Below are 21,611 nucleotides of genomic sequence, written 5' to 3' on the forward strand. Positions count from 1 at the left end.
CCAGGACCAGGCTGACCTTCTCGGCGGTGGCCCGGTCGTCGAGCTTGTCGTGGTCGAGGTGGGCGCAGAGCACCACGGAAGCGCCCGCGGCCAGCGGCGCGAGCAGCCAGTCGACCGGGTCCGGGTGGACCGTCACGTCGATCAGCACCCGGTCGCCGGCGCCGAAGCCGAGCTGGGTGGCCCGGTCGTCCGCGGCGGCCAGCGCGTCCAGGTGGCTCAGTTCGATCGGCCCGGCGAACGCCCGGTCGGCGGGCGCCACCGGCTCGCCCCGGAAGTGGTCGCCGTAGTTGCGGACCTCGGTCACGTAGTCCGCGTACCCGGCCGGCAGCTCGCGCAGCGGCATGGCGAGCGGGAGCAGGCCGGTGACGTACCGGTCGGTGGTGGGCCAGGCGGCGGCCCGTTCCACCCGGTCCGGGCTGGTGAACAGCGCCTCCACCGGCTGAGCGTCACCGCCGAGATCGGCCAGGTCGACGGCGAGTCCGGCGGCCGACACGCCGAGCAGGATCGCGGCGGTCTGCCAGTGCGGCGGCAGGAGCAGCGAGACGGCGTCGCCGTGCCCCAGGCCGATGCCGTCGACCAGCAGGTTCGCCGTCTTCGACACCCAGTTGTCAAGTGTCGCGCCGGAAAGTTCGGCGCGGTCGCCGGTGGCGTCGTCGTACCAGGTGAGCAGGGGGGCGGCCGGGTCGCGCCGGACCGCCTCGGCGAGTGCCTGCGGAATCGTGGTCTTCATCGTCCCTCACCCTAGGTGGGTCACTGTCCGTGATTGGATCGGCACATCTTTCCGGCCTCGATTACGGCAACGTACGGCAACCACCGGCGTCGCGGACACTTTCCCGAAGCGTTCCGGGCGTACCCTCGCAGGTGTACGCCGGCACCCCCGCGGCGTTGAAGTTCGACAGCCGCATGAGTACCTGTTCCACAGCAGCATCGGTACGTCAGAGACGCCAAGGAGATGCCTCGTGACCCCCGGTCGCCCCCCGCGAGTGCTGGTCGACGCCACTAGTGTCCCCGCGGACAGAGGTGGTGTCGGCAGATATGTCGACGGATTGCTCGGCGCCGTCGGCGCCCTGGGCCCCGAGCGTCTGGACCTGGCCGTGGTGGCCCAGCGTTCGGATGCGGAGCGTTACCGCCGGATGCTTCCGGACGCTGAAGTGCTCGCCGGCCCCGCGGCGATCGTGCACCGGCCGGCCCGGCTCGCCTGGGAGCAGACCGGCCTGCCGCTGCTGGCCCAGCAGGTCGGCGCGCAGGTGCTGCACTCGCCGTTCTACACCTGCCCGCTGCGGGCGAGTTGTCCGGTCACGGTCACCGTGCACGACGCGACGTTCTTCACCGAGCCGGAGCACTACGACAACACCAAGCGGACCTTCTTCCGCAGCGCGATCAAGACCTCGATGCGCCGGGCCGCCCGGGTGATCGTGCCCAGCAAGGCCACCCGCGACGAGCTGATCCGGCTGCTGGACGCCGACCCGACCCGGATCGACGTGGCCTACCACGGCGTCGACCAGGACGCGTTCCACATGCCGACCGAGGGGGAGAAGGCCCGGGTGCGGGCACGTCTCGGCCTCGGCGACTCGGGGTATGTCGCTTTCCTCGGCGCCAAGGAGCCGCGCAAGAACGTGCCGAACCTGATCCGCGGCTGGGCCCGCGCGGTGGCCGACTGGCCGAACCCGCCGGCCCTGGTGATCGCCGGTGGGCAGGGGCACGACGACGACATCGAGCGGGCGGTCGCCGAGGTGCCGTCGCACCTGCGCCTGCTGCGCCCGGGTTACCTGCGCTACGCCGACCTGCCCGGCTTCCTCGGTGGCGCGCTGGTGGCCTGCTACCCGTCCTTCGGCGAGGGGTTCGGCCTGCCGATCCTGGAGGCGATGGCCTGTGGCGCCCCGGTGCTCACCACGCCCCGGCTCTCGCTGCCCGAGGTCGGCGGCGACGCCGTGGCGTACACCACCGAGACGCCCGAGCGGATCGCCGAGGACCTGGCTGATCTCCTGCACGACGAGCCGCGGCGGCAGACCCTGGCCAAGGCGGGCTTCGACCGGGCCAAGGAGTTCACCTGGGAATCCAGCGCGGAGGTACATGTAACAACGTGGACTCGGGTCGCGGCTTGATCATCTAATAGACTCTCCGCGCATGAGCGACGAACAGAGTGTGCTGTACGGAGTGGTGCTGGCGGGCGGCACCGGAACCCGTCTGTGGCCACTGTCCCGCGCCGGTCATCCCAAGTTTCTGCACCCCCTGACCGGGACCGAGGCCTCCCTGCTGCAGGCCACCGTGGATCGGTTGGACACCTTGACCACCGCCGATCACGTCTTCGTGGTGACCGGCGTGGCGCACGCCGCGGCGGTCTCCCGGCAGCTCTCCGCGGTGCCGGTCGAGAACGTCCTGGTCGAACCGTCACCGCGGGACTCCTGCGCGGCGATCGCGCTGGCCGCCGCCGTGATCGCCCGCCGTGATCCCGAGGCGATCATGGGCTCGTTCGCGTCGGACCACCTGATCGCGAACAAGGACGAGTTCGCGAACGTGATCCGCAAGGCGATGGCCGGTGCCAAGGACGGCCTGCTGATGACCCTGGGCATCACGCCCACCCGTCCCGAGACCGGGTACGGCTACCTGCAGTGCGGCGGCACGGTCGGCGCCGGCCCGGCGCGGCGGGTCGAGGAGTTCAAGGAGAAGCCCTCGTACGAGGTCGCCGAGTCGTACATCAAATCCGGCAACTACCTGTGGAACGCCGGCATGTTCGTCTGGCGGGTCGACGTCTTCCTCGCCGAGCTGGCCCGGCAGCAGCCGCAGCTGGCCGCCGGGGTCAGCCGGATCGCGGCGGTCTGGGGCACCGTGGAGCAGGAGGAGGTGCTCGGCGAGGTCTGGCCGACCCTGCCGCGCATCTCGGTGGACTACGCGGTGATGGAGGGCGCGGCCACGGTCGGCCGGGTCGGCACCGTCCCGGGTGACTTCGGCTGGAACGACGTCGGCGACTTCCACACCCTCGGCGAGGTGCTCACCGCCGACGCGGCCGGCAACGTGGTGGTCGGCCATGACGGTGAGGTGGAGCGGCCGATGGTGCTGCTGCGCGACACCGAGAACCTGGTCGTGGTGCCCGGCTCGGGTCGGCTGGTGGCCGCCATGGGCGTCCGGGACCTGGTCATCGTGGACACCGCGGACGCCGTGCTGATCTGCCCGCGGGAGCGCGCGCAGGAGGTCAAGCAGCTCGTCGACCAGCTCAAGGAGCTCGGCCAGCACGGCTACATCTGATCGTTCGTCCGGTGCGGGCCGCGGGTGGCGGCCCCCACCGGGCCGGTCACCAGGCGACGACGCCCTGGCGGCTGGGCTGAAGCGTGCCGATCGTCAGCGACTTCATGGTGATCCCGCTGCGCTCGCCGGCCGGGAAGCCCTCCAGCTCGGCGACCGGGCCGTCGGTGGACGCCTCGAGGTTGTACCGCAGCGTGTTGCCCACCCCGCAGCTCGCGTCGCCCTTGTCGCACGTGGTCCAGGTGAACCCGGCGAACGCCGAGGTCCCCGGCTTGACGGTGAACGCCTCGGCCGGTCCCGGCTGCGGGACCTTCCTGGTCGGCACCGGCACCACCTCGTCGGCCGCGTTGACCAGCGAGATCGCCACCCAGCCGTCCAACGTGCAGACGGCCTTGCCGGTGTTGGTGAGTGTCACCAACCCCTTCTGCAAGGTGTCGCCGCCGTCGGACTGTGCGGTCACCGTGGTCTTCATGTCCGCACTCGTGCAGGCGGCCGCCTCGGTGCCGCCAGTGGTGGCGGTGCCGGCGGGCTTCGTGGTGCTCGTGGTCGCGGCCGGGCTGCCGGTCGCGGAGGCCGCTGCGGTGGGCTGAGCGGCCGGCGTGGCGGTGCTGGAGCACCCGGCCACCGAACCGATCAGGACCAGGGCCGGGACGGCGATCATCAGGGCCCGGGTACGCATGTCACTGTTCACGAGGGTGATCCTCAGCCATCCGTCGACGCGCCGGCCCGCCCGCCGTCCCGGTCGGCACGATCGGGGTAGATCACCCCAGCCGGGCACGCGCCGGGGCGATCTGCTGCACCACACCACCGGCCAGCGGGCTCGGCAGCTCGTCCGGCGCGAACCAGGCCAGGTCGGCCGACTCGTCGCTGATCTGCTCGACCGCGCCGGCCGGGGCGCGCAGCAGGAACCGTACGTCGTAGTGCACCGACGGCTCGGCCGGCGCACCGTCGGCCGGCCCGCAGCGCACCTCGTGGATGTCGATGTCGATCGGCTCCGGGTCGAGGATCAGCCCGTCGATGCCGGACTCCTCGGTGCCCTCGCGCAGCGCGGCGGCGGCCAGGGTCTCGTCGCCGGCCTCGCAGTGCCCGCCGAGCTGCATCCACATCCCGAGCCGGCCGTGCAGGCAGAGCAGCACCCGGCCGGCGTCGTCCACGATGAACGCGCTGGCCGTGACGTGCCCGGCCCGGTGTGCCCGGGTCATCGCGACCGGGCCGTCGGCGAGCAGGCCGAGCGTGCGCTTGCGGGCCGTCTCGGCGGCCTCCGACGTGGCGGTCCAGCCGGTCAGCACCCGGACGGCGTCTTCATAAAGGCTCATGCGGTGCCTCCGAGGCTCAGGGTCACGCCGTCGTCGTCGACGGTCAGGACGGTGGCCACGCCCTCGGCGGCCAGCGCCACGCGTACCCGATGGGTGTCGGTCCCCAACCGCAAGAGATCGGCGGATCCGGCGCCGGCGGGGGTGAGGCGCAGCGTGCCGGCGCCCGCGGTGATCCCGGTGCCCGGCGTGAGGACGCCGGTGACCAGCGTCAGTGCCCGGTCGACGGCCGCCTGGTCCGCGACACCCGCAACCGCGTCCGGGAGGCGGGCCGCGTCACGCAGGCCCTCGGCGCGGGCCTCGGCCGTGCCCAGGCTGAACATGTCGCTCGCGGTGTCCCGGATCAGCACGGACGCGCCGGCCCGGTCGTCGGCCTCCGGCCGGGCATAGCCGCGCACCACCGCGACCGGCACCCGGTCGCGCTTGCCCTTGACCAGGTCGGCGGCGGCGGACAACTCGTCGACCACGGCCATCTGGGTCAGGCTCAGTTCATTTCCGTACGGATCGATCTCGCCCCGGTGATCGCGCAGCGCGGCGATACCGGCTGCGCCCAGTGCCACGTCGGTCAGCCCGTTGCGCCAGGCCCGGCCCATCGTGTCGGAGACGATCACGGCGACGTCCCGCCCGCGGGCGGCGAACCCGGCACGCAGCGCCCGGGCCGACGCGTCCGGGTCGGTGGGCAGCAGCACCAGGTGGGTCTTGTCCACGTTCGACGCGTCGATGCCGGCCGCGGCCATCACGAAACCGTGGTGGGTCTGCACGATCGTGGTCGGTCCGCGGCGGGCCACCACCCGGGCGGTCTCCGAGACCAGCGCGCGGTCCCGGGCCTCGTCGCGCTCCGGCCCGTCGGCGGGCACCTCGACCAGGCGGCCCTCCGCCTTCGACACGATCTTGCTGGTCACCACCAGCACGTCGCCGTCGGCAAGCCAGGGCGCCGCGTTGGTGATCAGCTCGGCCAGGTCGTCGCCGGCCGTGACGTCGCCGATGCCGCGGACCGGCAGGATCTCCAGGCCGTCGCTCATCGGGCGACCTTCGCCAGGTCCAGCGCGTCGGCGACCATCCGGACGGTCAGCGCCTCGTCCTTCATCCACAGCGGCACCGCGCGGGTGGTCACCCCGCTGATCTCGACGCCGGCGTCCGAGGAGTCGACGAGCCAGCCGTCGAGCAGGCCACCGTCGGCGCGCGGGCCGTACATCCGGCCGACGCCGGCCGCGCTCACCTCGACCTCCAGGGTGGCCAGGCACTTGTCGGCCATGCCCCGGACCGGCGCGCCGCCGATGATCGGGGACACCCCGACGACCGGCGCGGAGCCGCTGGCGAGAGCCTCGCGGATCGCCGGCACGGCCAGGATCGGCGCGATGCTGACCACCGGGTTGCTCGGGGCCAGCAGGATCACGTCGGCCTGGCCGAGCGCGTCCAGCACGCCGGCGGCCGGCTTGGCATTCTCCGCGCCGCGGAAGACGAACCGGTGGGTCGGCACCTCGCCGCGGTAGCGCACCCACCACTCCTGGAAGTGGATGGCCTTGCGCTCGCCGTCGACGTCGACCACGACGTGCGTCTCCAGGCGGTCGTCGGTGGCCGGCAGCATCCCGATGCCCGGCTGCCAGCGCTCACACAGCGCGGCGGTGACCGCGGAGAGCGGGTACCCGGCGTTCAGCATGGTGGTGCGGACCAGGTGGGTGGCGGTGTCCTTGTCGCCGAGGCCGAACCAGGACGGCTCGACGGCGTACTTGGCCAGCTCCTCCTTGACCACCCAGCTCTCGCCGACCCGGCCCCAGCCGCGTTCCGGGTCGGCCGCCCCGCCCAGCGTGTACATCACGCTGTCCAGGTCCGGGCAGATCTGCAACCCGTGCATCCGGACGTCGTCGCCGACGTTCACCACTGCTGTGACTTCGGCGCCGATGGCGCGGGCGTGCTCACGCACGCCGACGAGGAACCGGGCGCCGCCGATACCCCCGGTGAGGACCACGATCCGCATCAGCCCATCCTCTCCCACACGCGTCGTAGGGCCGGTTGCCGGGTAGCGGTTTACTCTGAGCGCACCTCGATCACCGTACGTCCAGGAGTAACCGTGACCAGTCCAACGTCGCCCACGCCGGCAGACGGCAAGCCGATCGGCCAGTACCTGACGCCGCTGCGTGACCTCGCGGCGTACGTCCTGGTCGGCGCGCCCGCCGTGTTCCTGCTGATAGCCGTGATCAACCTGATCGGCGACAACTTCGACGCCCGCACCGCGGCCAGTTTCGACAATTTCATCAGTCTCCCGACGATCCTGATGCCGCTGGCAGCCGTGGTGCTGGCGCTCGGGATCACGCCGAACCACCCCAAGGCCCGGCTGATCGCGCTGGCCGCGGTCGTCGAGTACGCCGTGGCCGGTTTCTTCGGCATCATCTTCGGCCTGCTCTTCGGAGTGATCAACATCGCGTCGTACGACGCCGGCAGCGCGTTCAAGACGCTGCTCGTCGAGCTGGCCTGGCTGGGCGTCTACGGCGTCGCGGCGTACGCCATGCTGCAGATCTGGCGTGGGGTCTACATGGTGCCCAAGCCGCAGGCCCCGCCCGGCGTCTACGGCCAGCCGCAGTACGGCCAGCCCCAGCAGTACGGCCAGCAGCCCCAGTACGGCCAGCCGTACGGTCAGCAGCCCCCGCCCTACGGCCAGCCGCAGCCGGGAACTTACGGTCAGCCGCCGGTGCCCCCCGCCGCGGCACCGTTCTACCCGGCCGGCACCTACGGCCAGCCCCCGGTGCAGCCGGCCCCGCCTGCCCAGCCGGGCTGGAACCAGCCGCCGGTCACCGCGCCGCCGCTCGGCACCCCGCCGGTCCCGCCGCCGCCGGCACCGGCCGCGCCGGCCACCCCGTTCTCGGACGCCACCCAGGTGGTCCGGGACGAGCCGGAGCCGATCGACCGGACCACCAAGATGCCGGACGACCGCCCCGGTTTCGGCCCCGCGGACACGGACCCGCCGCGGCAGTGAGCACCTCTTCGGCCGGGCTCTCGCACACGCGGGAGTCCGGCCGGTTTTATTCCCGTGTCCCATGACACTCAGCGGTCCTGTGGACGGTGGCGGCAGCCGTAACGAATCCGGCCTAGGCTGCTGTTCGTGGTAGAGGTCAACGAAGTCCCGACCGAGGCGAGCATCCGACGTGCGCTGCGGCGCGCCGCCGACGGTAAAGCGATCGACGTCGACGAGGCGACCGCGCTCCTCGCGGCGAGCGGCGACCAGTTCAGCGAGCTGCTGGCCATCGCCGGCGGCATCCGTGACGCGGGCCTGCGGGAGGCCGGGCGCCCGGGCGTGGTGACCTATTCGCGCAAGGTCTTCATCCCGCTCACCCGGCTGTGCCAGGACCGGTGCCACTACTGCACGTTCGCCACCGTGCCGCACCGGCTGCCCGACGCGTTCCTGGAACGCGACGAGGTCCTGGAGATCGCCCGGCAGGGCGCGGCGCAGGGCTGCAAGGAGGCCCTGTTCACGCTCGGCGACCGGCCCGAGGAGCGCTGGCCGGCGGCCCGGCAGTGGCTGGACGAGCGGGGGTACGACTCCACCCTCGACTATGTCCGGGCCTGCGCCATCGCGGTGCTGGAGGAGACCGGCCTGCTGCCGCACCTCAACCCGGGCGTGATGAGCTGGGCCGAGCTGCAGCGGCTCAAGCCGGTCGCGCCGAGCATGGGGATGATGCTGGAGACCACCGCCACCCGGCTGTGGTCCGAGCCCGGCGGCCCGCACTACGGCTCGCCGGACAAGGAGCCCGCGGTCCGGCTCCGGGTGCTCGACGACGCCGGCCGGGTGGCCGTGCCGTTCACCACCGGCATCCTGATCGGCATCGGGGAGACCCCGGCCGAGCGGGTCGACGCGCTGTTCGCGATGCGCCGCACCGCCCGGGAGTACGGACACATCCAAGAGGTCATCATCCAGAACTTCCGCGCCAAGCCGGACACGGCGATGCGCGGGATGCCCGACGCCGAGCTGCGCGAGCTGGCCGCCACGGTGGCCGTCGGCCGGATCATCATGGGCCCCAGGGCCCGGATCCAGGCGCCGCCCAACCTGATCGACGACGAGTTCCCGCTGTTGCTGCAGGCCGGGATCGACGACTGGGGCGGGGTGTCCCCGGTGACACCCGACCACGTCAACCCGGAACGCCCCTGGCCGCAGATCGACCTGCTGGCCGAGAAGACCGCGGCCGCCGGGTTCACCCTGCGCGAGCGACTGACGATCTATCCGGAGTTCGTCCGCCGCGGCAACGAGGGCTGGCTCGACCCGCGGCTTGCCGCGCACGTGGCCGCGCTGGCCGGCGAGGACGGGCTGGCCAAGGAGGGCACCCTCCCGGTCGGCCTGCCCTGGCAGGAGCCGGAGGAGACGTTCGGTTCCGGCCGGACCGACCTGTTCTCGGCGATCGACTCCGAGGGGCGCACCGGCGACCGCCGCTCGGACTTCAACGACGTCTACGGCGACTGGGACGAGGTGGCCGCGCACGTCAAGAGCGCGCCGCAGCACGTGCCCACCGACGTGCTGGCCGGGCTGAAGCTGGCCTCGACCGATCCGGCCGCGCTGCTGCTGCCGGAGCACGAGGACAAGGTGATGGCGCTGTTCAACGCGGACGGCAGCGCGCTGGACGAGCTGGCCCGGATCGCCGACGACCTGCGCAAGCACGTCAACGGCGACGACATCACGTACGTCGTGAACCGCAACATCAACTTCTCCAACGTCTGTTACGTGGGCTGCCGGTTCTGCGCGTTCGCCCAGCGGGAGAAGGACGCCGACGCGTACCGGCTCTCCGTCGACCAGGTGGCCGACCGGGCCGAGGAGGCGTGGCGGGACGGCGCCTCCGAGGTGTGCATGCAGGGCGGGATCGACCCGAAGATGCCGGTCACGGCGTACGCGGATCTGGTCCGGGCGGTCAAGCAGCGGGTGCCGGGGATGCACGTGCACGCGTATTCACCCATGGAGATCGTCACCGCGGCGTCCAAGGCCGGGGTGTCGCTCAAGGAGTGGCTCACCGACCTGCGCGACGCGGGCCTGGGCACCATCCCGGGCACCGCCGCCGAGATCCTCGACGACGACGTGCGCTGGGTGCTGACCAAGGGCAAGCTGCCGACCGCCACCTGGGTCGAGGTGGTCACCACCGCGCACCAGGTCGGCATCCGCTCCAGCTCGACGATGATGTACGGCCACGTCGACCACCCGCGGCAGTGGCTCGGCCACTTCCGGGTGCTGGCCGGCATCCAGGACACCACCGGCGGGCTCACCGAGTTCGTGGCGCTGCCGTTCATCCACACCAACGCGCCGATCTACCTGGCCGGCATCGCCCGGCCCGGTCCCACCTGGCGGGAGAACCGGGTGGTGCACGCGATGGCCCGGGTGCTGCTGCACGGCCGGATCGACAACATCCAGTGCTCCTGGGTGAAACTCGGCGACGAGGGCACCCGCGAGATGCTCAACGGCGGGTGCAACGACCTCGGCGGCACGCTGATGGAGGAGACGATCTCGCGGATGGCGGGCTCGGAGCACGGTTCGGCGCGTACGGTCGCCGAGCTCAAGGAGCTCGCCGCGTCCGCCGGCCGTCCCGCGGTGGAGCGGACCACGGTCTACGGCCGCCGCTGACCTGTCCGGCACGACACCGCCCGCCCCACCCGTTCGAGGTGCGGCGGGCGGCGCCGTAGTGACAGCGACACGCCGATGTCACCCGTCCGCGTGTCCTGCCGGGCCGATCCGGGTTGCTCATGGCGGACGGTGGGTGTGCAACAACACGGCGGTTGTGGGGTTCGATGGGACCGTGTGCGGGCACTCGGCGCCGCGACCCGTCGTCGGAGGACCGTGTGGACCGTCTGATCGGGGCTGTCCCAGGCGGACGGTCCCTCGTGGTGTGCCGGCCCGGAGCGGGTTTGATCAGGGCGTGTCCGGCCTGTTCGGAGCCGAACCCGGTGCCGGGCGTGGCCCGGTCGCGGGACCCCCCTCGACCTGAAGTAACAAATCGGGTTAAATTGGACGCCGAGGCCGACGTTCGCGTTACCTTCCGGTGGCTCCGGGAGATAGGGCAGGAACGGGACCTCGACGCGCCCCGGCGCTTTGGGGAAACGGGCCCATTTAACAGGTTCGGCTTGACGACGCACGTCTAACACGCGTGTAATTTTGGTGGGGTTGTGGGGACGATGTGCGCCTTTTGCGTCGAACCCACAGAAACACGCCGCGTGCGTGGGGGGTCAGCGTCGGCATCGCTGCCGGCGCAGAATTTGGAGGCACGCCGATGGAAGCGCAGGTTGAAGGGGTAGACCTGCTCGGGGACGCGCCCGAGTGGCAGGAACGGGCGCTGTGCTCACAGACCGATCCAGAGGCCTTCTTCCCGGAGAAGGGTGGATCAACGCGCGAGGCCAAGCGCATCTGCGGTCGCTGTGAGGTGAAGGCCGATTGTCTGGAGTACGCACTCGGTCACGACGAGCGTTTCGGTATCTGGGGTGGACTGTCCGAACGTGAACGTCGCAAGTTGAAGCGGCGCGTCGCCTGACGGCCGGACGGCGCGAGACCCGGGCAGATGCGCGAAAGGCGCGGGGGCTGCGCGGGAAGCGCCAAGGATCAGGTGCGCGGCGTAGGAGTCTGCGCGGAATCAGGGGATCCGCTCAGCAGTCGCGGGGGCCCGCATCAGCGGGCCGGGGGCCCGCGGTGCGCCACCGGTAATCCGTAGTGGGGTAGTACCGACAACGCGGCAGCGTCAGCCCGCCGCGTTGTCCCAGGCGTCAGGCCAGTTCGTCCGGGTCGACGCCGAGCAGGTTCGCCACCTGCTCGATGATCACGTCGTGGACGAGGTCGGCGAGGTCCTCCCGATCCATCGCCCGGAATTCCAGCGGGCGGCGGTAGAGCACGATCCGTGGCGGCAGCTCATGCCGTCCCGGGCGGCCGGGCAACAGCCGGGCCAGGGGCACCTCGCCGTCCTCGAGCACGTCCGAGTCGTAGACGTTGAGATCCGGCGGCACGTCCTCGACGGCGAACTCGACGCCGGCGAGCTCTTTCGCATAGCGCCGTTCCAGGCCCTCGACGGTGTCCAGCACCAGGTCGTCGAAGATTTCCGCCTTGGTGCGGGCCAGGGGCACGGTCGCCGGCACCAGCCGGCCACGCAGGCCACGCCCGTGCCGGTCTCGTCGAGCCGGATGACCCGGGCCGGAGGCGCGCGCCGTCTTCGCGTCGGTGCGGCGGCGTTCGGGGCTGGTCGTCACTCGCTGAGCGTATCCCCACCCGGGCGACATCCGTGGTCAGGCCGTTCCTCACCGTGTGTCTGATCCGTTAATTCGTTCCATCGGGGCGGCGTGTCGGCGGACCATGGCCGAATCGTGATGCATCGCGGGTCGGCGTGTCGCGGGGCAACGCTCCCCAGAACGCCCGGCGGGGCGATAAGTTGCCGCCGTGAGGTCACCACGGCGCTGCTCCCGGAACGGCTGTCCCCGACAGGCGGTCGCCACCCTGACCTACGTCTACGGTGATTCCACCGCGGTCGTCGGCCCCCTCGCGGCGTTCGCCGAGCCCCATACGTACGACCTCTGCGAGCCGCACGCTCGCAGCCTGACCGCGCCCCGCGGCTGGGATCTGGTCCGGCACGACGGCGACTTCGCCCCGCCGCCGCCGACCACCGACGACCTCAACGCGCTCGCCGACGCGGTGCGCGAGGCGGCCCGCCCGCCCTCGGTCCGCCCGGACGACACGGATCACACCCCCCAGACCGGCCGCCGCGGCCACCTCCGGGTCATCCCTCCGTCCCATTAACCCTTTTTTGGTACGAATGGTCGGGTCCCGTCCGTAGGCTACGAGCCGAGTCCCGCCCATGAGGCGACGCGGCACCGTGACCACTCCCGGCCGCAGCGCGCCTCCCGGCCTCGGCTGGCTCTGACGGCCCTTATCGCGATGCGATAAGGGCCGTCAGAGCCAGCCGGAACACCTGGCGGCGCGATGCGGTCCGGACCCCGCGGCCACGTCGCGCGAGACCATCACGGGACTCGGCTCGTAGCCTGCGGGCGGGCGCTCCGTAGTCGTACAAAATCGGGTTTTAAGGAAGAGCGACCAGGTGGAACCGCTTCTTGAGCCACGGCAGCAAGGTGCGGTAGGCCTTGATGGTGTCGGGCTGCGCGTAGTCGTGACTGAGAATGATCGCGCCGGGGCGGGCGTTGCGCTTCACGCTGCTGATCACGCGGTTGGTGTGTGAGCCGTCGGACTCCTCGCGGCCGTGCTCCCAGTCGCGGGGGTCGACCTTCCAGTAGATCGAGGTCATCCCGAGCTCCTTGGCGATCTTCACTACTCCCGGCGTGAAGTTGCCGCCGGGCGCGCGGAAGTACTTGATCTTCGCGTTCGGTACCGCGGCGCGGATCGCGTCGTTGGTGCGCTGCATGTCCGCGCGGATCTGCTTGGCCTTCTTCTTGCCGAGCTTGAGATCGTGGTTCCAGGTGTGGTTGCACAGGGTGTGCCCGCCGGCCACGATCTTGCGGATCAGATCGGGGTGGTGCTTGGCGTTGTCGCCGACCACGCAGAACGTCGCCTTCACGTGCTCCCGGGCCAGCATCTTCAGCAGGGTCGGCGTGTTCGCCGGGTCCGGGCCGTCGTCGAAGGTGAGCGCGACGTTCTTGGTCCCGGTGGTGAGCAGGCTGCCGGCCGGACCGGTTTTGCCCCGCGGGTGCTTCGGGATCGCGGTGCTCTCGGTGCGCGGGTCGGTCTTGGTCTTGGTGGGCTTCGGCTTGGCGGTCGGCTTCCGGGTCGCCGGTGGCGTGACCGGAGTGCTGACCGGCGTGGATGCCGCCGGCGGAGTCGCCTCGGTGTGGGACGTCTCGGCGGCAGCGGCCTGACCGAGGAGCCCCGTCATGATCAGCGTCAGGCTGATCATGAGGGCCTTCCTGGTGTGGGACAGCCGCATCGATTACCTCCCCAGATCATCGGCGGACTGACGAGGATGCCTCGCGAACCGGCGGAGCGCCAAGTTCGGTACGCATCTTTCGCACTGATATGCGAACTCATGAGCCCTCGACGTCGTATCCTTGCGCACCGTGTCCAGCGCTCGAGCACGCCCGTAATTGAGGGGCATTGATGTCAATAGCCGGATTTGTCGCGCAAATAGGTTGATCTTGGTCGATCCGTCCTCTCTCCCGAGTATCGATCCTCCGGCCGCCGGCGGACACCGTCCCTCACCCGCCAGTGGACGCCGTCACACGGATGGCACACGGTTGAAGGCCGGGTCGCGACGCGACCCGGCCTCGAAGAACGCGAAAATTCCTATCCCAGCTCGGCCAGCTCCGCCTCGGTGAGCAGGCGGGACCGGATCAGGAAGCGGACCCCCTCGGGCGCCTCCAGCGAGAAGCCGGCGCCCCGCCCGGGGACCACGTCCACCGTGAGGTGGGTGTGCTTCCAGAGCGTGAACTGCGCGGCCGACATCCAGAACGTGATCGGCTCCGGCACCCCCTCGATCGCCAGAGACTCCAGCAGGACGTCCGAGTTGCCGGTACGGAACTCGCCCTCCAGGTAACACATCGGCGAGCTGCCGTCGCAGCACCCGCCGGACTGGTGGAACATCAGCGGACCGTGTTGCTCCCGCAGCTGCCGCATCATGCCGGCGGCCGCGGGAGTCACCTCGACGCGAGTGGCCATCTCTAGAAGAAGCCCATGGCCTTGGGCGAGTAGCTGACCAGCAGGTTCTTGGTCTGCTGGTAGTGGTCGAGCATCATCCGGTGGTTCTCCCGGCCGATACCGGACTGCTTGTAACCGCCGAACGCGGCGTGTGCCGGGTAGAGGTGGTAGCAGTTCGTCCACACCCGGCCGGCCTGGATCGCCCGCCCGGCCCGGTAGGCCCGGTTGATGTCCCGCGTCCACACCCCGGCGCCCAGGCCGTACAGGGTGTCGTTGGCGATCTTGATGGCGTCGTCGAAGTCCGCGAACGGGGTGACCGACACCACCGGCCCGAAGATCTCCTCCTGGAAGATCCGCATCGAGTTGCGGCCCTCGAAGATCGTCGGCTGGACGTAGTACCCGCCGGCCAGGTCGCCGCCGAGCTCCGCGCGCCCGCCGCCGGTCAGCGCCCGGGCGCCCTCCTGCCGGCCGGTGTCGAGGTACGACAGGATCTTCTCGAGCTGGTCGTTGGACGCCTGCGCGCCGACCTGGGTGTCGGTGTCCAGCGGGTTGCCCTGCTTGAGGTTCTCCACCCGCTTGACGCCGGCGGCCAGGAAGTCGCTGTAGTGGCTCTGCTGGATCAGCGCCCGGGACGGGCAGGTGCAGACCTCGCCCTGGTTCAGCGCGAACATCGAGAAGCCTTCCAGGGCCTTGTCCAGGAAGTCGTCGTCGGCGCTGCTCACGTCGTCGAAGAAGATGTTCGGGCTCTTGCCGCCGAGCTCCAGGGTGACCGGGATCAGGTTCTCCGAGGCGTACTGCATGATCAGGCGCCCGGTGGTGGTCTCGCCGGTGAAGGCGACCTTGGCCACCCGGTTCGACGAGGCCAGTGGCTTGCCGGCCTCCACGCCGAAGCCGTTGACGATGTTCAGCACGCCGGCCGGGAGCAGGTCGCCGATCAGCGAGATCAGGTAGTGGATCGAGGCCGGGGTCTGCTCGGCCGGCTTGAGCACCACGGCGTTGCCGGCCGCCAGCGCGGGTGCCAGCTTCCAGACCGCCATCAGGATCGGGAAGTTCCACGGGATGATCTGCGCGACCACGCCGAGCGGCTCGTGGAAGTGGTACGCCACGGTGTCGTCGTCGATCTGGCCGGCGCTGCCCTCCTGCGCCCGGATGCAGCCGGCGAAGTAGCGGAAGTGGTCGATCGCGAGCGGGATGTCGGCGGCCAGGGTCTCCCGGACCGGCTTGCCGTTCTCCCAGGCCTCGGCGACGGCCAGCTTCTCCAGGTTCTGTTCCATCCGGTCGGCGATCCGGTTGAGGACGTTGGCCCGCTCGGCCGGCGAGGTGCGGCCCCACGCGCCGGCCGCGCCGTGCGCCGCGTCCAGGGCCCGCTCCACGTCCTCCGCGGTGCCCCGGGCGATCTCACAGAACGACTGGCCGGTGACCGGGGACGGGTTCTCGAAGTACTGGCCCTTGACCGGCGGGACGTACTCGCCGCCGATGTAGTGGTCGTAGCGGGACTGGTAGCTCACGATGGCGCCCTCGGAACCGGGCGGGGTGTAGATGGTCACGGTCTCGCCTCCCTCTTCGAGACCGGACGCTAGTTACGGATACGTTGCAGGAACGTTGCACGCGTACTCGCGGGTCAGCTCGGCGGTCCGGCGCGCGGCGGCCCGGTCGGCCGGCGCGAGCGACGCGTACGTCTCCCAGAGCTCCAGGTCGTCGGCTCCCCACGGGCTCTCCAGCCACCTCTGCAGCAGCCGCCGGTCGCCGGCGGCCAGGATCGCGGCGCGCAGCCGGCTGTCGATCATGCGGCGCAGCCGGACGATCCCGGGCGCGTCCGAGCCGGGCAGCAGCGGCCCCGGGTAGGCGGCCAGCGCGTCGGCGGTCTGCCCGCGGCCCAGCAGGTCGGTCACCGTGCCGAAGTCGGTGGCCGGCTGGGCGCGCAGCCGGTAGGGCCGCGAGTCGAGCAGCTCAGGCCCGAGGATCCGGCGCAGCCGGGACAGCTCGGCGCGCACCGTCACCGGGTTCACGTCGTCGCCGTAGAGGTCGACGGCCAGCTGGTCGCCGGTCCGCCCCTCCGGGTGCGTGGTGAGCAGGACCAGCAGCTCGGAGTGCCGCCGGCCGAGCCTGGTCCGGGCCGTCCCGGACGCGAGGAGGGCCTCGTCCCGGCCGAGTGCCGCGACCGACGGCCGGTCCCGGACCGGGGTCAGACCGCGGAGGTACGCCTCGGCGGCCAGCGCGGTGGCCCGGACCAGCGCCAGGCTGTGCGGGTTGGCCAGGTGGTCGCCGCCGGTCACGTCGATCGCGCCGAGCAGCAGCCCGGTGCCCGGGTCGTGGATCGGCGCGGCGGTGCACGTCCAGCGCTGCACCGGCCGGCTGAAGTGCTCGGTCGCGAAGATCTGCAGCGCGTGGTCGACGGCGAGCGCGGTGCCCGGAGCGTTGGTGCCGGCGTGCGCCTCGTCCCAGCGGGCGCCGGGCACGAAGTTCATCGAGGCCGCGCCGGACAGCATGCCGGAGTCGCCCTCGACCCAGAGCAGCCGGCCGTGCGCGTCGCAGACCGCCAGGATGTGATCGCCGTCCTCGGCCAGGCCACCCAGCAGGTCCCGGAAGATCGGCATCACCCGGGACAGCGGATGAGCCGCGCGGTACGCCTCCAGCTCGTTGTCGCACAGGTCGATGGGCGGGGTGCTGTCCGCGCCGATGAAGGCCGCCGAGCGGGCCCAGGAATCGGCCACCACCGAGCGCATCTGGTGCGGTCGTTCGTTCTGCGACACGAACCGTTCGTGGGCACGGCCGACCTGCCGGATCCGTTCGGCCGGGTCGTCACCGGGGGTCAGGGCAAGCCAGGGGTTCACCGGCAGCACCTCCAGACCCCCATCGTGACGCGCGTCACGACAAGAGACAACAGTCCCTACGATCTGGCCCGTGCAGCCCTGGCCCCGTACCGAAGAAGAAGCCCTCGCCGCGCAGGACCTCCTGCGCGGCCGCGTCGTCAGAGCGCCCGGCCCGGCGTCCCCGGCCACCGTGGCCGGCCTGGACGTCGCGTACGACGACTCCGGCGACCGGCTGGGCGCGGCCGTCGTCGTGCTGAACACCGAAGATCTTTCGGTACGCGACACCGCGGTGATCCGCGGCCGCCCGGCCTTCCCGTACGTGCCGGGTCTGTTCGCTTTCCGCGAAGTCCCGGCCCTGATGGCGGCGCTGGAGAAGCTGACCGTACGCCCGGACGTGCTGATCTGCGACGGTCACGGACTGGCCCACCCGCGCCGGTTCGGCCTCGCCGCGCACCTGGGCGTGCTCACCGACCTGCCGTCGTTCGGGGTCGGCAAGACCCGGCTGATCGGCGCCTGGGAACCGGTCGGTGAGCGCCGGGGGAGTCGATCGGCGCTGGTGGACGACGGTGAGACGGTCGGCGCGGTGCTGCGTACCCAGACCGGGGTGAAGCCGGTCTTCGTCTCGGTCGGGCACCGGATCGACCTGGACACCGCGTGCGCGCTCACCCTGCGGCTGGCCGCGAGGTACCGGCTGCCCGAGACCACCCGCGCAGCTGACCGTGTTTGTCGTGATCTTCTCAGTTAACGGCCCGGTCGCGGGGATAAAACCTTTTCGTGGCCGGTGCTCCGATACCCTCCCCCCAACAGGGCTTTCGAAGGAGTGAGCAGTGCTGGATCTGTCCCAGATCATCAAGGCGTACGACGTCCGGGGCGTTGTCCCGGACCAGTTCAACGAGCCGGTGGCCCGGGTGATCGGTACGGCGTTCGTCGAGATGCTGCGGGAATCCGGTGACGAACCCGACCAGATCGTGATCGCGCACGACATGCGCGAGTCCGGTCCGGGTCTGGCCGCCGCGTTCGCACAGGGCGTCAACGCGGCCGGCGCCGGTGTGATCAACATCGGGCTAGGCTCGACCGACCAGCTGTACTACGCGTCCGGGTCGCTGAACCTGCCCGGCGCGATGTTCACCGCGAGCCACAACCCGGCGCAGTACAACGGGATCAAGCTGTGCCGCTCGGGCGCGCGCCCGGTCGGTCAGGACAGCGGCCTGGCCGTGGTCCGGCAGCGGGCCCAGAAGCTGCTCGGCGACCTGAACGCGGAGGCCGACGGCCCGTCCCGGGTCGAGGAGCGCAACCTGCTCGGTGCGTACGCCGAGCACCTGCGCTCGCTCGTCGACCTCAGCGGCATCCGCCCGCTCAAGGTGATCGTGGACGCCGGCAACGGGATGGGCGGGTACACCGTGCCGGCCGTGCTCGGTGACCAGGTGCTGCCCGCGCTGCCGCTGACCATCGCGCCGCTCTTCTTCGAGCTGGACGGTTCGTTCCCGAACCACGAGGCCAACCCGCTGGATCCGAAGAACCTGGTCGACCTGCAGAACGCGGTGCGCGAGCAGGGCGCCGACATCGGCCTGGCGTTCGACGGCGACGCGGACCGCTGCTTCGTGATCGACGAGAACGGCGACCCGGTCTCGCCGTCCGCGATCACCGCACTGGTGGCCGCGCGTGAGCTGGCCAAGTTCCCGGGCAGCGTGATCATCCACAACCTGATCACCTCGGCCGCGGTGCCGGAGATCATCCACGAGCTCGGCGGCAAGCCGGTGCGCAGCCGGGTCGGCCACTCGTTCATCAAGGCCGAGATGGCCGAGACGAACGCGGTCTTCGGCGGCGAGCACTCGGCGCACTACTACTTCCGGGACTTCTGGTTCGCCGACACCGGCATGCTCGCCGGGATGCACGTGCTGGCCGCGCTCGGCGGGCAGGATCTGCCGCTGTCCGAGTTCGCCGCGGAGTACGAGCGGTACTCGGCGTCAGGTGAGATCAATTCCACGGTGGCCGACGTTCCCGCCAAGATCGAAGAGGTCCGCGCCGCGTTCCCGGACGCCGATGTGGACACCCTCGACGGGTTTACCTTCCAGGTCGGCGACGGTGCGTGGTTCAACCTGCGCGCCTCGAACACCGAGCCGCTGCTGCGCCTGAACGTCGAAGCGCAGGACGCCGCGCGGATGGCGTCGCTCAGGGACGACGTGCTCGCCATCGTTCGCGGATAGGATCGCGGGGACACACGCTTTCCGCCGCGTAAAGGAGTAGATCGGTGGCGCTCGATCCGCAGTTGCTGGACATCCTGGCCTGCCCGGACACCCATCACGCTCCTCTCGAGTACGACACCGGTGGTCAGACGCTGACGTGCACGGAGTGCGGCCGGATCTTCGAGATCCGGGATGACATCCCGATCCTCCTCCTCGACGAGGCCCGGCTTCCGGGTTCGGCGGGCACCGCTGTGGAGGGGGAGCACTGATGGTCAACCCACTTGAGGGCCGGGCCGGCGTCAACGGCCACCGCGTCGCCGACGAGACGTTGCTCAACAACGAGAAGACGATGCTCGGCAACGACCCGGGCGGCATGCTCCGGGCCACCGCGTCGGCCGGCGCCCAGGTCCGCGAGTCGGCGGCACTGGCCGCCGAGGTCGACCTGACCATGCTGATCGACGAGGGGCGGCCGCGCGCGGTCGTCGTCGCCGGCATCGGCACGGCCGGCCTGACCGGCAGCATCCTGTCCACCGTCGCCGGCCCGCGCTGCCCGGTTCCGATCATCGGGCACCGCAGCGCCGGCGTGCCCGGCTGGGTCGGCGCCGCCGACGTGGTGATCGCGGTCTCGGCCTCCGGGCGCAGCCCCGAGGCGCTGGCCGCGGCCGAGGCGGCGTCGCGTCGTGGCGCCCGCCTGGTCGCCATCGGCAACCCCGACTCCGAGCTGCAGGCGATCGCCGAGCGCGCCCGGGCCCCGTTCATCGGTGTGCCCCGTCGCGCACCGGCCCGCGCCACGCTCTGGGGCCTGGCCGTCCCGGTGCTGCTGGCCGGCCGCGCGCTGGGCCTGGTCAAGGTCACCGAGGCGGACATCGCCGAGACCGCGACCCGGCTCGACGCCGACGCCGAGCGCTGCCGGCCGGACGCCGACTCGTTCGTCAACCCGGCCAAGGCTCTCGCCCTCGGCCTGGCCGGTTCGGTCCCGGTCATCTGGGGTTCGTCCCCGCTGGCCACCGTCGCGGCCCGGCGGTTCGCCGACACCCTGGCCGCGAACGCGCGGTATCCCGTGATGGCCGGCGCGCTGGGCGAGGCCGGCCGCGGCCGGGTGGGCCTGCTGGACGGCGTGTTCGGCGGGCTCGCCGAGTCGACGCGGGACATCTTCGCCGACCCGGACGAGGAAGAGGAGAACGTGACCCGGCTGCGCCTCGTGGTGCTCCGGGACGGCGGGCTCAACCCTGAGGACGACGCCGACGAGCCGGTCGCCGTCGAGGAGCGCCGGGCGGACGCCATCCAGACGCTCGCCGATCGCCGTGGCGTACGCTGCGACGTGCTCACCGCCGAGGGCGGCTCGGCGCTGGAACGGCTCGCCTCGCTCGTCGCGGTGCCCGACTTCGCGTCGCTGTACCTCGCCCTGGCGCACGGGCTGGACCCGATGGCCGTTCCGGCGATCAGCGAGATGAAGGAGCTGTCGAACCCGATGCCTGAAGGACTTCAGTGAGCGCTGAGGGCGGCACCAAGGCGATCATCGCGGCCCTGAGTGCCAACCTCGGTATCGCGGCCACCAAGTTCGGTGCCTGGTTCCTGACCGGTTCGTCGTCGATGCTGGCCGAGGCGATCCACTCGGTGGCCGACTCCGGCAATCAGTTGCTGCTCCTGGTCGGCGGCAGACAGGCAAAGAAAAAAGCCACCCCGGAACACCCTTTCGGGTACGGGCGGGAGCGCTACATCTACGCGTTCATCGTCTCGATCGTGCTGTTCAGCGTGGGTGGCCTGTTCGCGCTCTACGAGGCGTACCACAAGATCCAGCACCGCGAGCCGATCACCGAGTGGAAATGGGTGCCGGTCGTCGTCCTGGTGGTGGCGATCGCCCTGGAGTCCTACTCGTTCCGGACCGCGATCAAGGAGTCCAACCACACCCGGGGCACCACCTCGTGGGTGGACTTCGTGCGCCGGGCGAAGGCGCCGGAGCTGCCGGTGGTGCTGCTGGAGGACGCCGGCGCGCTCGTCGGGCTGGTGCTCGCGCTGTTCGGCGTCGGGATGACCCTGATCACCGGCAACGGTGTCTGGGACGGCATCGGCACCGGCGCGATCGGTGTCCTGCTGGTGGCGATCGCGGCCATCCTCGCGGTGGAGACCAAGAGCCTGCTGCTCGGTGAGGGCGCCAACCCGGAGACCGTCACCCAGATCGAGCGGGCCGTGCTCGCCGGCGACGGCATCGAGCGGATCATCCACATGAAGACGCTGCACCTCGGCCCGGAGGAGCTGCTCGTCGCCGTGAAGATCGCGGTGCCGCGGTCGGAGAACGCCGAAGAGGTGGCCCGGCACATCGACGAGACCGAGTCGCGGATCCGCGAGGCGGTCCCGATCGCCCGGGTGATCTACATCGAACCGGACATCTTCCGCACCCAGCGGACGCCGGACGACGCGGTAACCGCAGCGCCGCCCGCGACCGCCTGACCAGCTGCTA

21 protein-coding genes are annotated in these 21,611 nt (G+C 71.1%); 11 read left to right on the plus strand and 10 right to left on the minus strand.

Annotated elements, in window-relative coordinates:
- Window positions 1–730, minus strand: a 730-nt coding sequence (locus tag Apa02nite_RS11240) for a TIGR03089 family protein (RefSeq protein ID WP_203825005.1), incomplete at its 3' end; no start/stop codon positions are given.
- A gap of 229 nt (window positions 731–959) precedes the next feature.
- On the opposite strand from Apa02nite_RS11240, the gene Apa02nite_RS11245 reads away from it, so the two are divergent.
- Window positions 960–2,105: a glycosyltransferase family 4 protein gene (locus Apa02nite_RS11245; RefSeq protein ID WP_203825006.1), complete on the plus strand. Its 1,146-nt coding sequence runs from the start codon at window positions 960–962 to the stop codon at window positions 2,103–2,105.
- Window positions 2,106–2,127: 22 nt separating this feature from the next.
- A complete protein-coding gene (locus tag Apa02nite_RS11250) occupies window positions 2,128–3,246 on the plus strand; it encodes a mannose-1-phosphate guanylyltransferase (protein WP_373872899.1) in 1,119 nt (372 codons plus the stop codon).
- 46 nt (window positions 3,247–3,292) lie between these two features.
- Here the strand turns inward: Apa02nite_RS11250 and Apa02nite_RS11255 are convergent, their stop codons facing one another.
- The 4 genes from Apa02nite_RS11255 to cofD all read right to left on the minus strand — a co-directional run bounded on the left by Apa02nite_RS11255 (window position 3,293) and on the right by cofD (window position 6,534).
- Complete coding sequence (locus Apa02nite_RS11255; protein ID WP_203825007.1) at window positions 3,293–3,934, minus strand: DUF4232 domain-containing protein; 642 nt, start codon at window positions 3,932–3,934, stop codon at window positions 3,293–3,295.
- 70 nt (window positions 3,935–4,004) lie between these two features.
- A complete protein-coding gene (locus Apa02nite_RS11260) occupies window positions 4,005–4,559 on the minus strand; it encodes an NUDIX hydrolase (protein ID WP_203825008.1) in 555 nt (184 codons plus the stop codon).
- The gene (locus Apa02nite_RS11265) at window positions 4,556–5,578 is read right to left on the minus strand and encodes a coenzyme F420-0:L-glutamate ligase (RefSeq protein WP_203825009.1); all 1,023 of its coding nucleotides are present in this window, start codon (window positions 5,576–5,578) and stop codon (window positions 4,556–4,558) included. The genes Apa02nite_RS11260 and Apa02nite_RS11265 overlap by 4 nt, the downstream gene beginning before the upstream one ends.
- Window positions 5,575–6,534 carry a 2-phospho-L-lactate transferase gene (gene cofD / locus Apa02nite_RS11270; protein ID WP_203825010.1) on the minus strand — a complete coding sequence of 320 codons (960 nt, stop codon included), beginning with the start codon at window positions 6,532–6,534 and terminating at the stop codon, window positions 5,575–5,577. Before cofD ends, Apa02nite_RS11265 begins: the two co-directional genes overlap by 4 nt.
- 93 nt (window positions 6,535–6,627) lie before the next feature.
- Here cofD and Apa02nite_RS11275 point away from each other — a divergent pair, with 93 nt between their 5' ends.
- From Apa02nite_RS11275 to Apa02nite_RS11285, 3 genes are all read left to right on the plus strand, one after another.
- Window positions 6,628–7,530: a hypothetical protein gene (locus Apa02nite_RS11275; RefSeq protein WP_203825011.1), complete on the plus strand. Its 903-nt coding sequence runs from the start codon at window positions 6,628–6,630 to the stop codon at window positions 7,528–7,530.
- A gap of 126 nt (window positions 7,531–7,656) precedes the next feature.
- A complete protein-coding gene (locus Apa02nite_RS11280; RefSeq protein ID WP_203825012.1) occupies window positions 7,657–10,155 on the plus strand; it encodes a bifunctional FO biosynthesis protein CofGH in 2,499 nt (832 codons plus the stop codon).
- Between the two features lie 643 nt (window positions 10,156–10,798).
- Window positions 10,799–11,056 (plus strand): WhiB family transcriptional regulator, encoded by a 258-nt coding sequence (locus Apa02nite_RS11285; protein WP_083971190.1) that lies wholly within the window; start codon window positions 10,799–10,801, stop codon window positions 11,054–11,056.
- A gap of 229 nt (window positions 11,057–11,285) precedes the next feature.
- On the opposite strand, the gene Apa02nite_RS11290 is transcribed toward Apa02nite_RS11285, so the two are convergent.
- Complete coding sequence (locus Apa02nite_RS11290; protein WP_067688903.1) at window positions 11,286–11,762, minus strand: metallopeptidase family protein; 477 nt, start codon at window positions 11,760–11,762, stop codon at window positions 11,286–11,288.
- 187 nt (window positions 11,763–11,949) lie between these two features.
- Between Apa02nite_RS11290 and Apa02nite_RS11295 the strand changes: the two genes are divergently transcribed.
- Window positions 11,950–12,306: a DUF3499 domain-containing protein gene (locus tag Apa02nite_RS11295; RefSeq protein ID WP_203825013.1), complete on the plus strand. Its 357-nt coding sequence runs from the start codon at window positions 11,950–11,952 to the stop codon at window positions 12,304–12,306.
- Window positions 12,307–12,586: 280 nt separating this feature from the next.
- Here Apa02nite_RS11295 and Apa02nite_RS11300 read toward each other — a convergent pair whose 3' ends face one another.
- The 4 genes from Apa02nite_RS11300 to Apa02nite_RS11315 form a co-directional block, all read right to left on the minus strand.
- Window positions 12,587–13,414 carry a polysaccharide deacetylase family protein gene (locus tag Apa02nite_RS11300; RefSeq protein ID WP_239164251.1) on the minus strand — a complete coding sequence of 276 codons (828 nt, stop codon included), beginning with the start codon at window positions 13,412–13,414 and terminating at the stop codon, window positions 12,587–12,589.
- Between the two features lie 386 nt (window positions 13,415–13,800).
- Window positions 13,801–14,172: a DUF779 domain-containing protein gene (locus Apa02nite_RS11305; RefSeq protein ID WP_067688911.1), complete on the minus strand. Its 372-nt coding sequence runs from the start codon at window positions 14,170–14,172 to the stop codon at window positions 13,801–13,803.
- Between the two features lie 2 nt (window positions 14,173–14,174).
- A complete protein-coding gene (gene adh / locus Apa02nite_RS11310; protein ID WP_067688914.1) occupies window positions 14,175–15,698 on the minus strand; it encodes an aldehyde dehydrogenase in 1,524 nt (507 codons plus the stop codon).
- Window positions 15,699–15,731: 33 nt separating this feature from the next.
- Window positions 15,732–16,985, minus strand: coding sequence for a sigma-54-dependent transcriptional regulator family protein (locus Apa02nite_RS11315; RefSeq protein ID WP_203825015.1), 1,254 nt, complete (start codon window positions 16,983–16,985; stop codon window positions 15,732–15,734).
- 70 nt (window positions 16,986–17,055) lie between these two features.
- On the opposite strand from Apa02nite_RS11315, the gene nfi reads away from it, so the two are divergent.
- From nfi to Apa02nite_RS11340, 5 genes are all read left to right on the plus strand, one after another.
- Entirely contained in the window at window positions 17,056–17,709 is a 654-nt protein-coding gene (gene nfi / locus Apa02nite_RS11320; RefSeq protein WP_203825016.1) for a deoxyribonuclease V, read from the plus strand.
- Between the two features lie 82 nt (window positions 17,710–17,791).
- Window positions 17,792–19,171: a phosphomannomutase/phosphoglucomutase gene (locus Apa02nite_RS11325; RefSeq protein WP_203825017.1), complete on the plus strand. Its 1,380-nt coding sequence runs from the start codon at window positions 17,792–17,794 to the stop codon at window positions 19,169–19,171.
- A gap of 44 nt (window positions 19,172–19,215) precedes the next feature.
- Window positions 19,216–19,419, plus strand: a complete 204-nt coding sequence (locus Apa02nite_RS11330; RefSeq protein ID WP_067688922.1) for a Trm112 family protein — start codon at window positions 19,216–19,218, stop codon at window positions 19,417–19,419.
- The gene (locus Apa02nite_RS11335; protein WP_067688925.1) at window positions 19,419–20,642 is read left to right on the plus strand and encodes an SIS domain-containing protein; all 1,224 of its coding nucleotides are present in this window, start codon (window positions 19,419–19,421) and stop codon (window positions 20,640–20,642) included. Before Apa02nite_RS11330 ends, Apa02nite_RS11335 begins: the two co-directional genes overlap by 1 nt.
- Window positions 20,639–21,601 carry a cation diffusion facilitator family transporter gene (locus tag Apa02nite_RS11340; RefSeq protein ID WP_203825018.1) on the plus strand — a complete coding sequence of 321 codons (963 nt, stop codon included), beginning with the start codon at window positions 20,639–20,641 and terminating at the stop codon, window positions 21,599–21,601. Before Apa02nite_RS11335 ends, Apa02nite_RS11340 begins: the two co-directional genes overlap by 4 nt.
- The last annotated feature ends 10 nt before the right edge of the window (window positions 21,602–21,611 follow it).

The sequence above is a fragment of the Actinoplanes palleronii genome (genome assembly GCF_016862315.1).
Classification (GTDB): domain Bacteria; phylum Actinomycetota; class Actinomycetes; order Mycobacteriales; family Micromonosporaceae; genus Actinoplanes; species Actinoplanes palleronii.

Coding starts and splice junctions, on each gene's coding strand:
- cofD (WP_203825010.1), bottom strand. CDS start 6,534: ATGCGGATCGTGGTCCTCACCGGGGGTATCGGCGGCGCCCGGTTCCTC.
- Apa02nite_RS11305 (WP_067688911.1), bottom strand. CDS start 14,172: ATGGCCACTCGCGTCGAGGTGACTCCCGCGGCCGCCGGCATGATGCGG.
- Apa02nite_RS11260 (WP_203825008.1), bottom strand. CDS start 4,559: ATGAGCCTTTATGAAGACGCCGTCCGGGTGCTGACCGGCTGGACCGCC.
- Apa02nite_RS11300 (WP_239164251.1), bottom strand. CDS start 13,414: ATGATCAGCCTGACGCTGATCATGACGGGGCTCCTCGGTCAGGCCGCT.
- Apa02nite_RS11250 (WP_373872899.1), top strand. CDS start 2,128: ATGAGCGACGAACAGAGTGTGCTGTACGGAGTGGTGCTGGCGGGCGGC.
- Apa02nite_RS11335 (WP_067688925.1), top strand. CDS start 19,419: ATGGTCAACCCACTTGAGGGCCGGGCCGGCGTCAACGGCCACCGCGTC.
- Apa02nite_RS11285 (WP_083971190.1), top strand. CDS start 10,799: ATGGAAGCGCAGGTTGAAGGGGTAGACCTGCTCGGGGACGCGCCCGAG.
- Apa02nite_RS11265 (WP_203825009.1), bottom strand. CDS start 5,578: ATGAGCGACGGCCTGGAGATCCTGCCGGTCCGCGGCATCGGCGACGTC.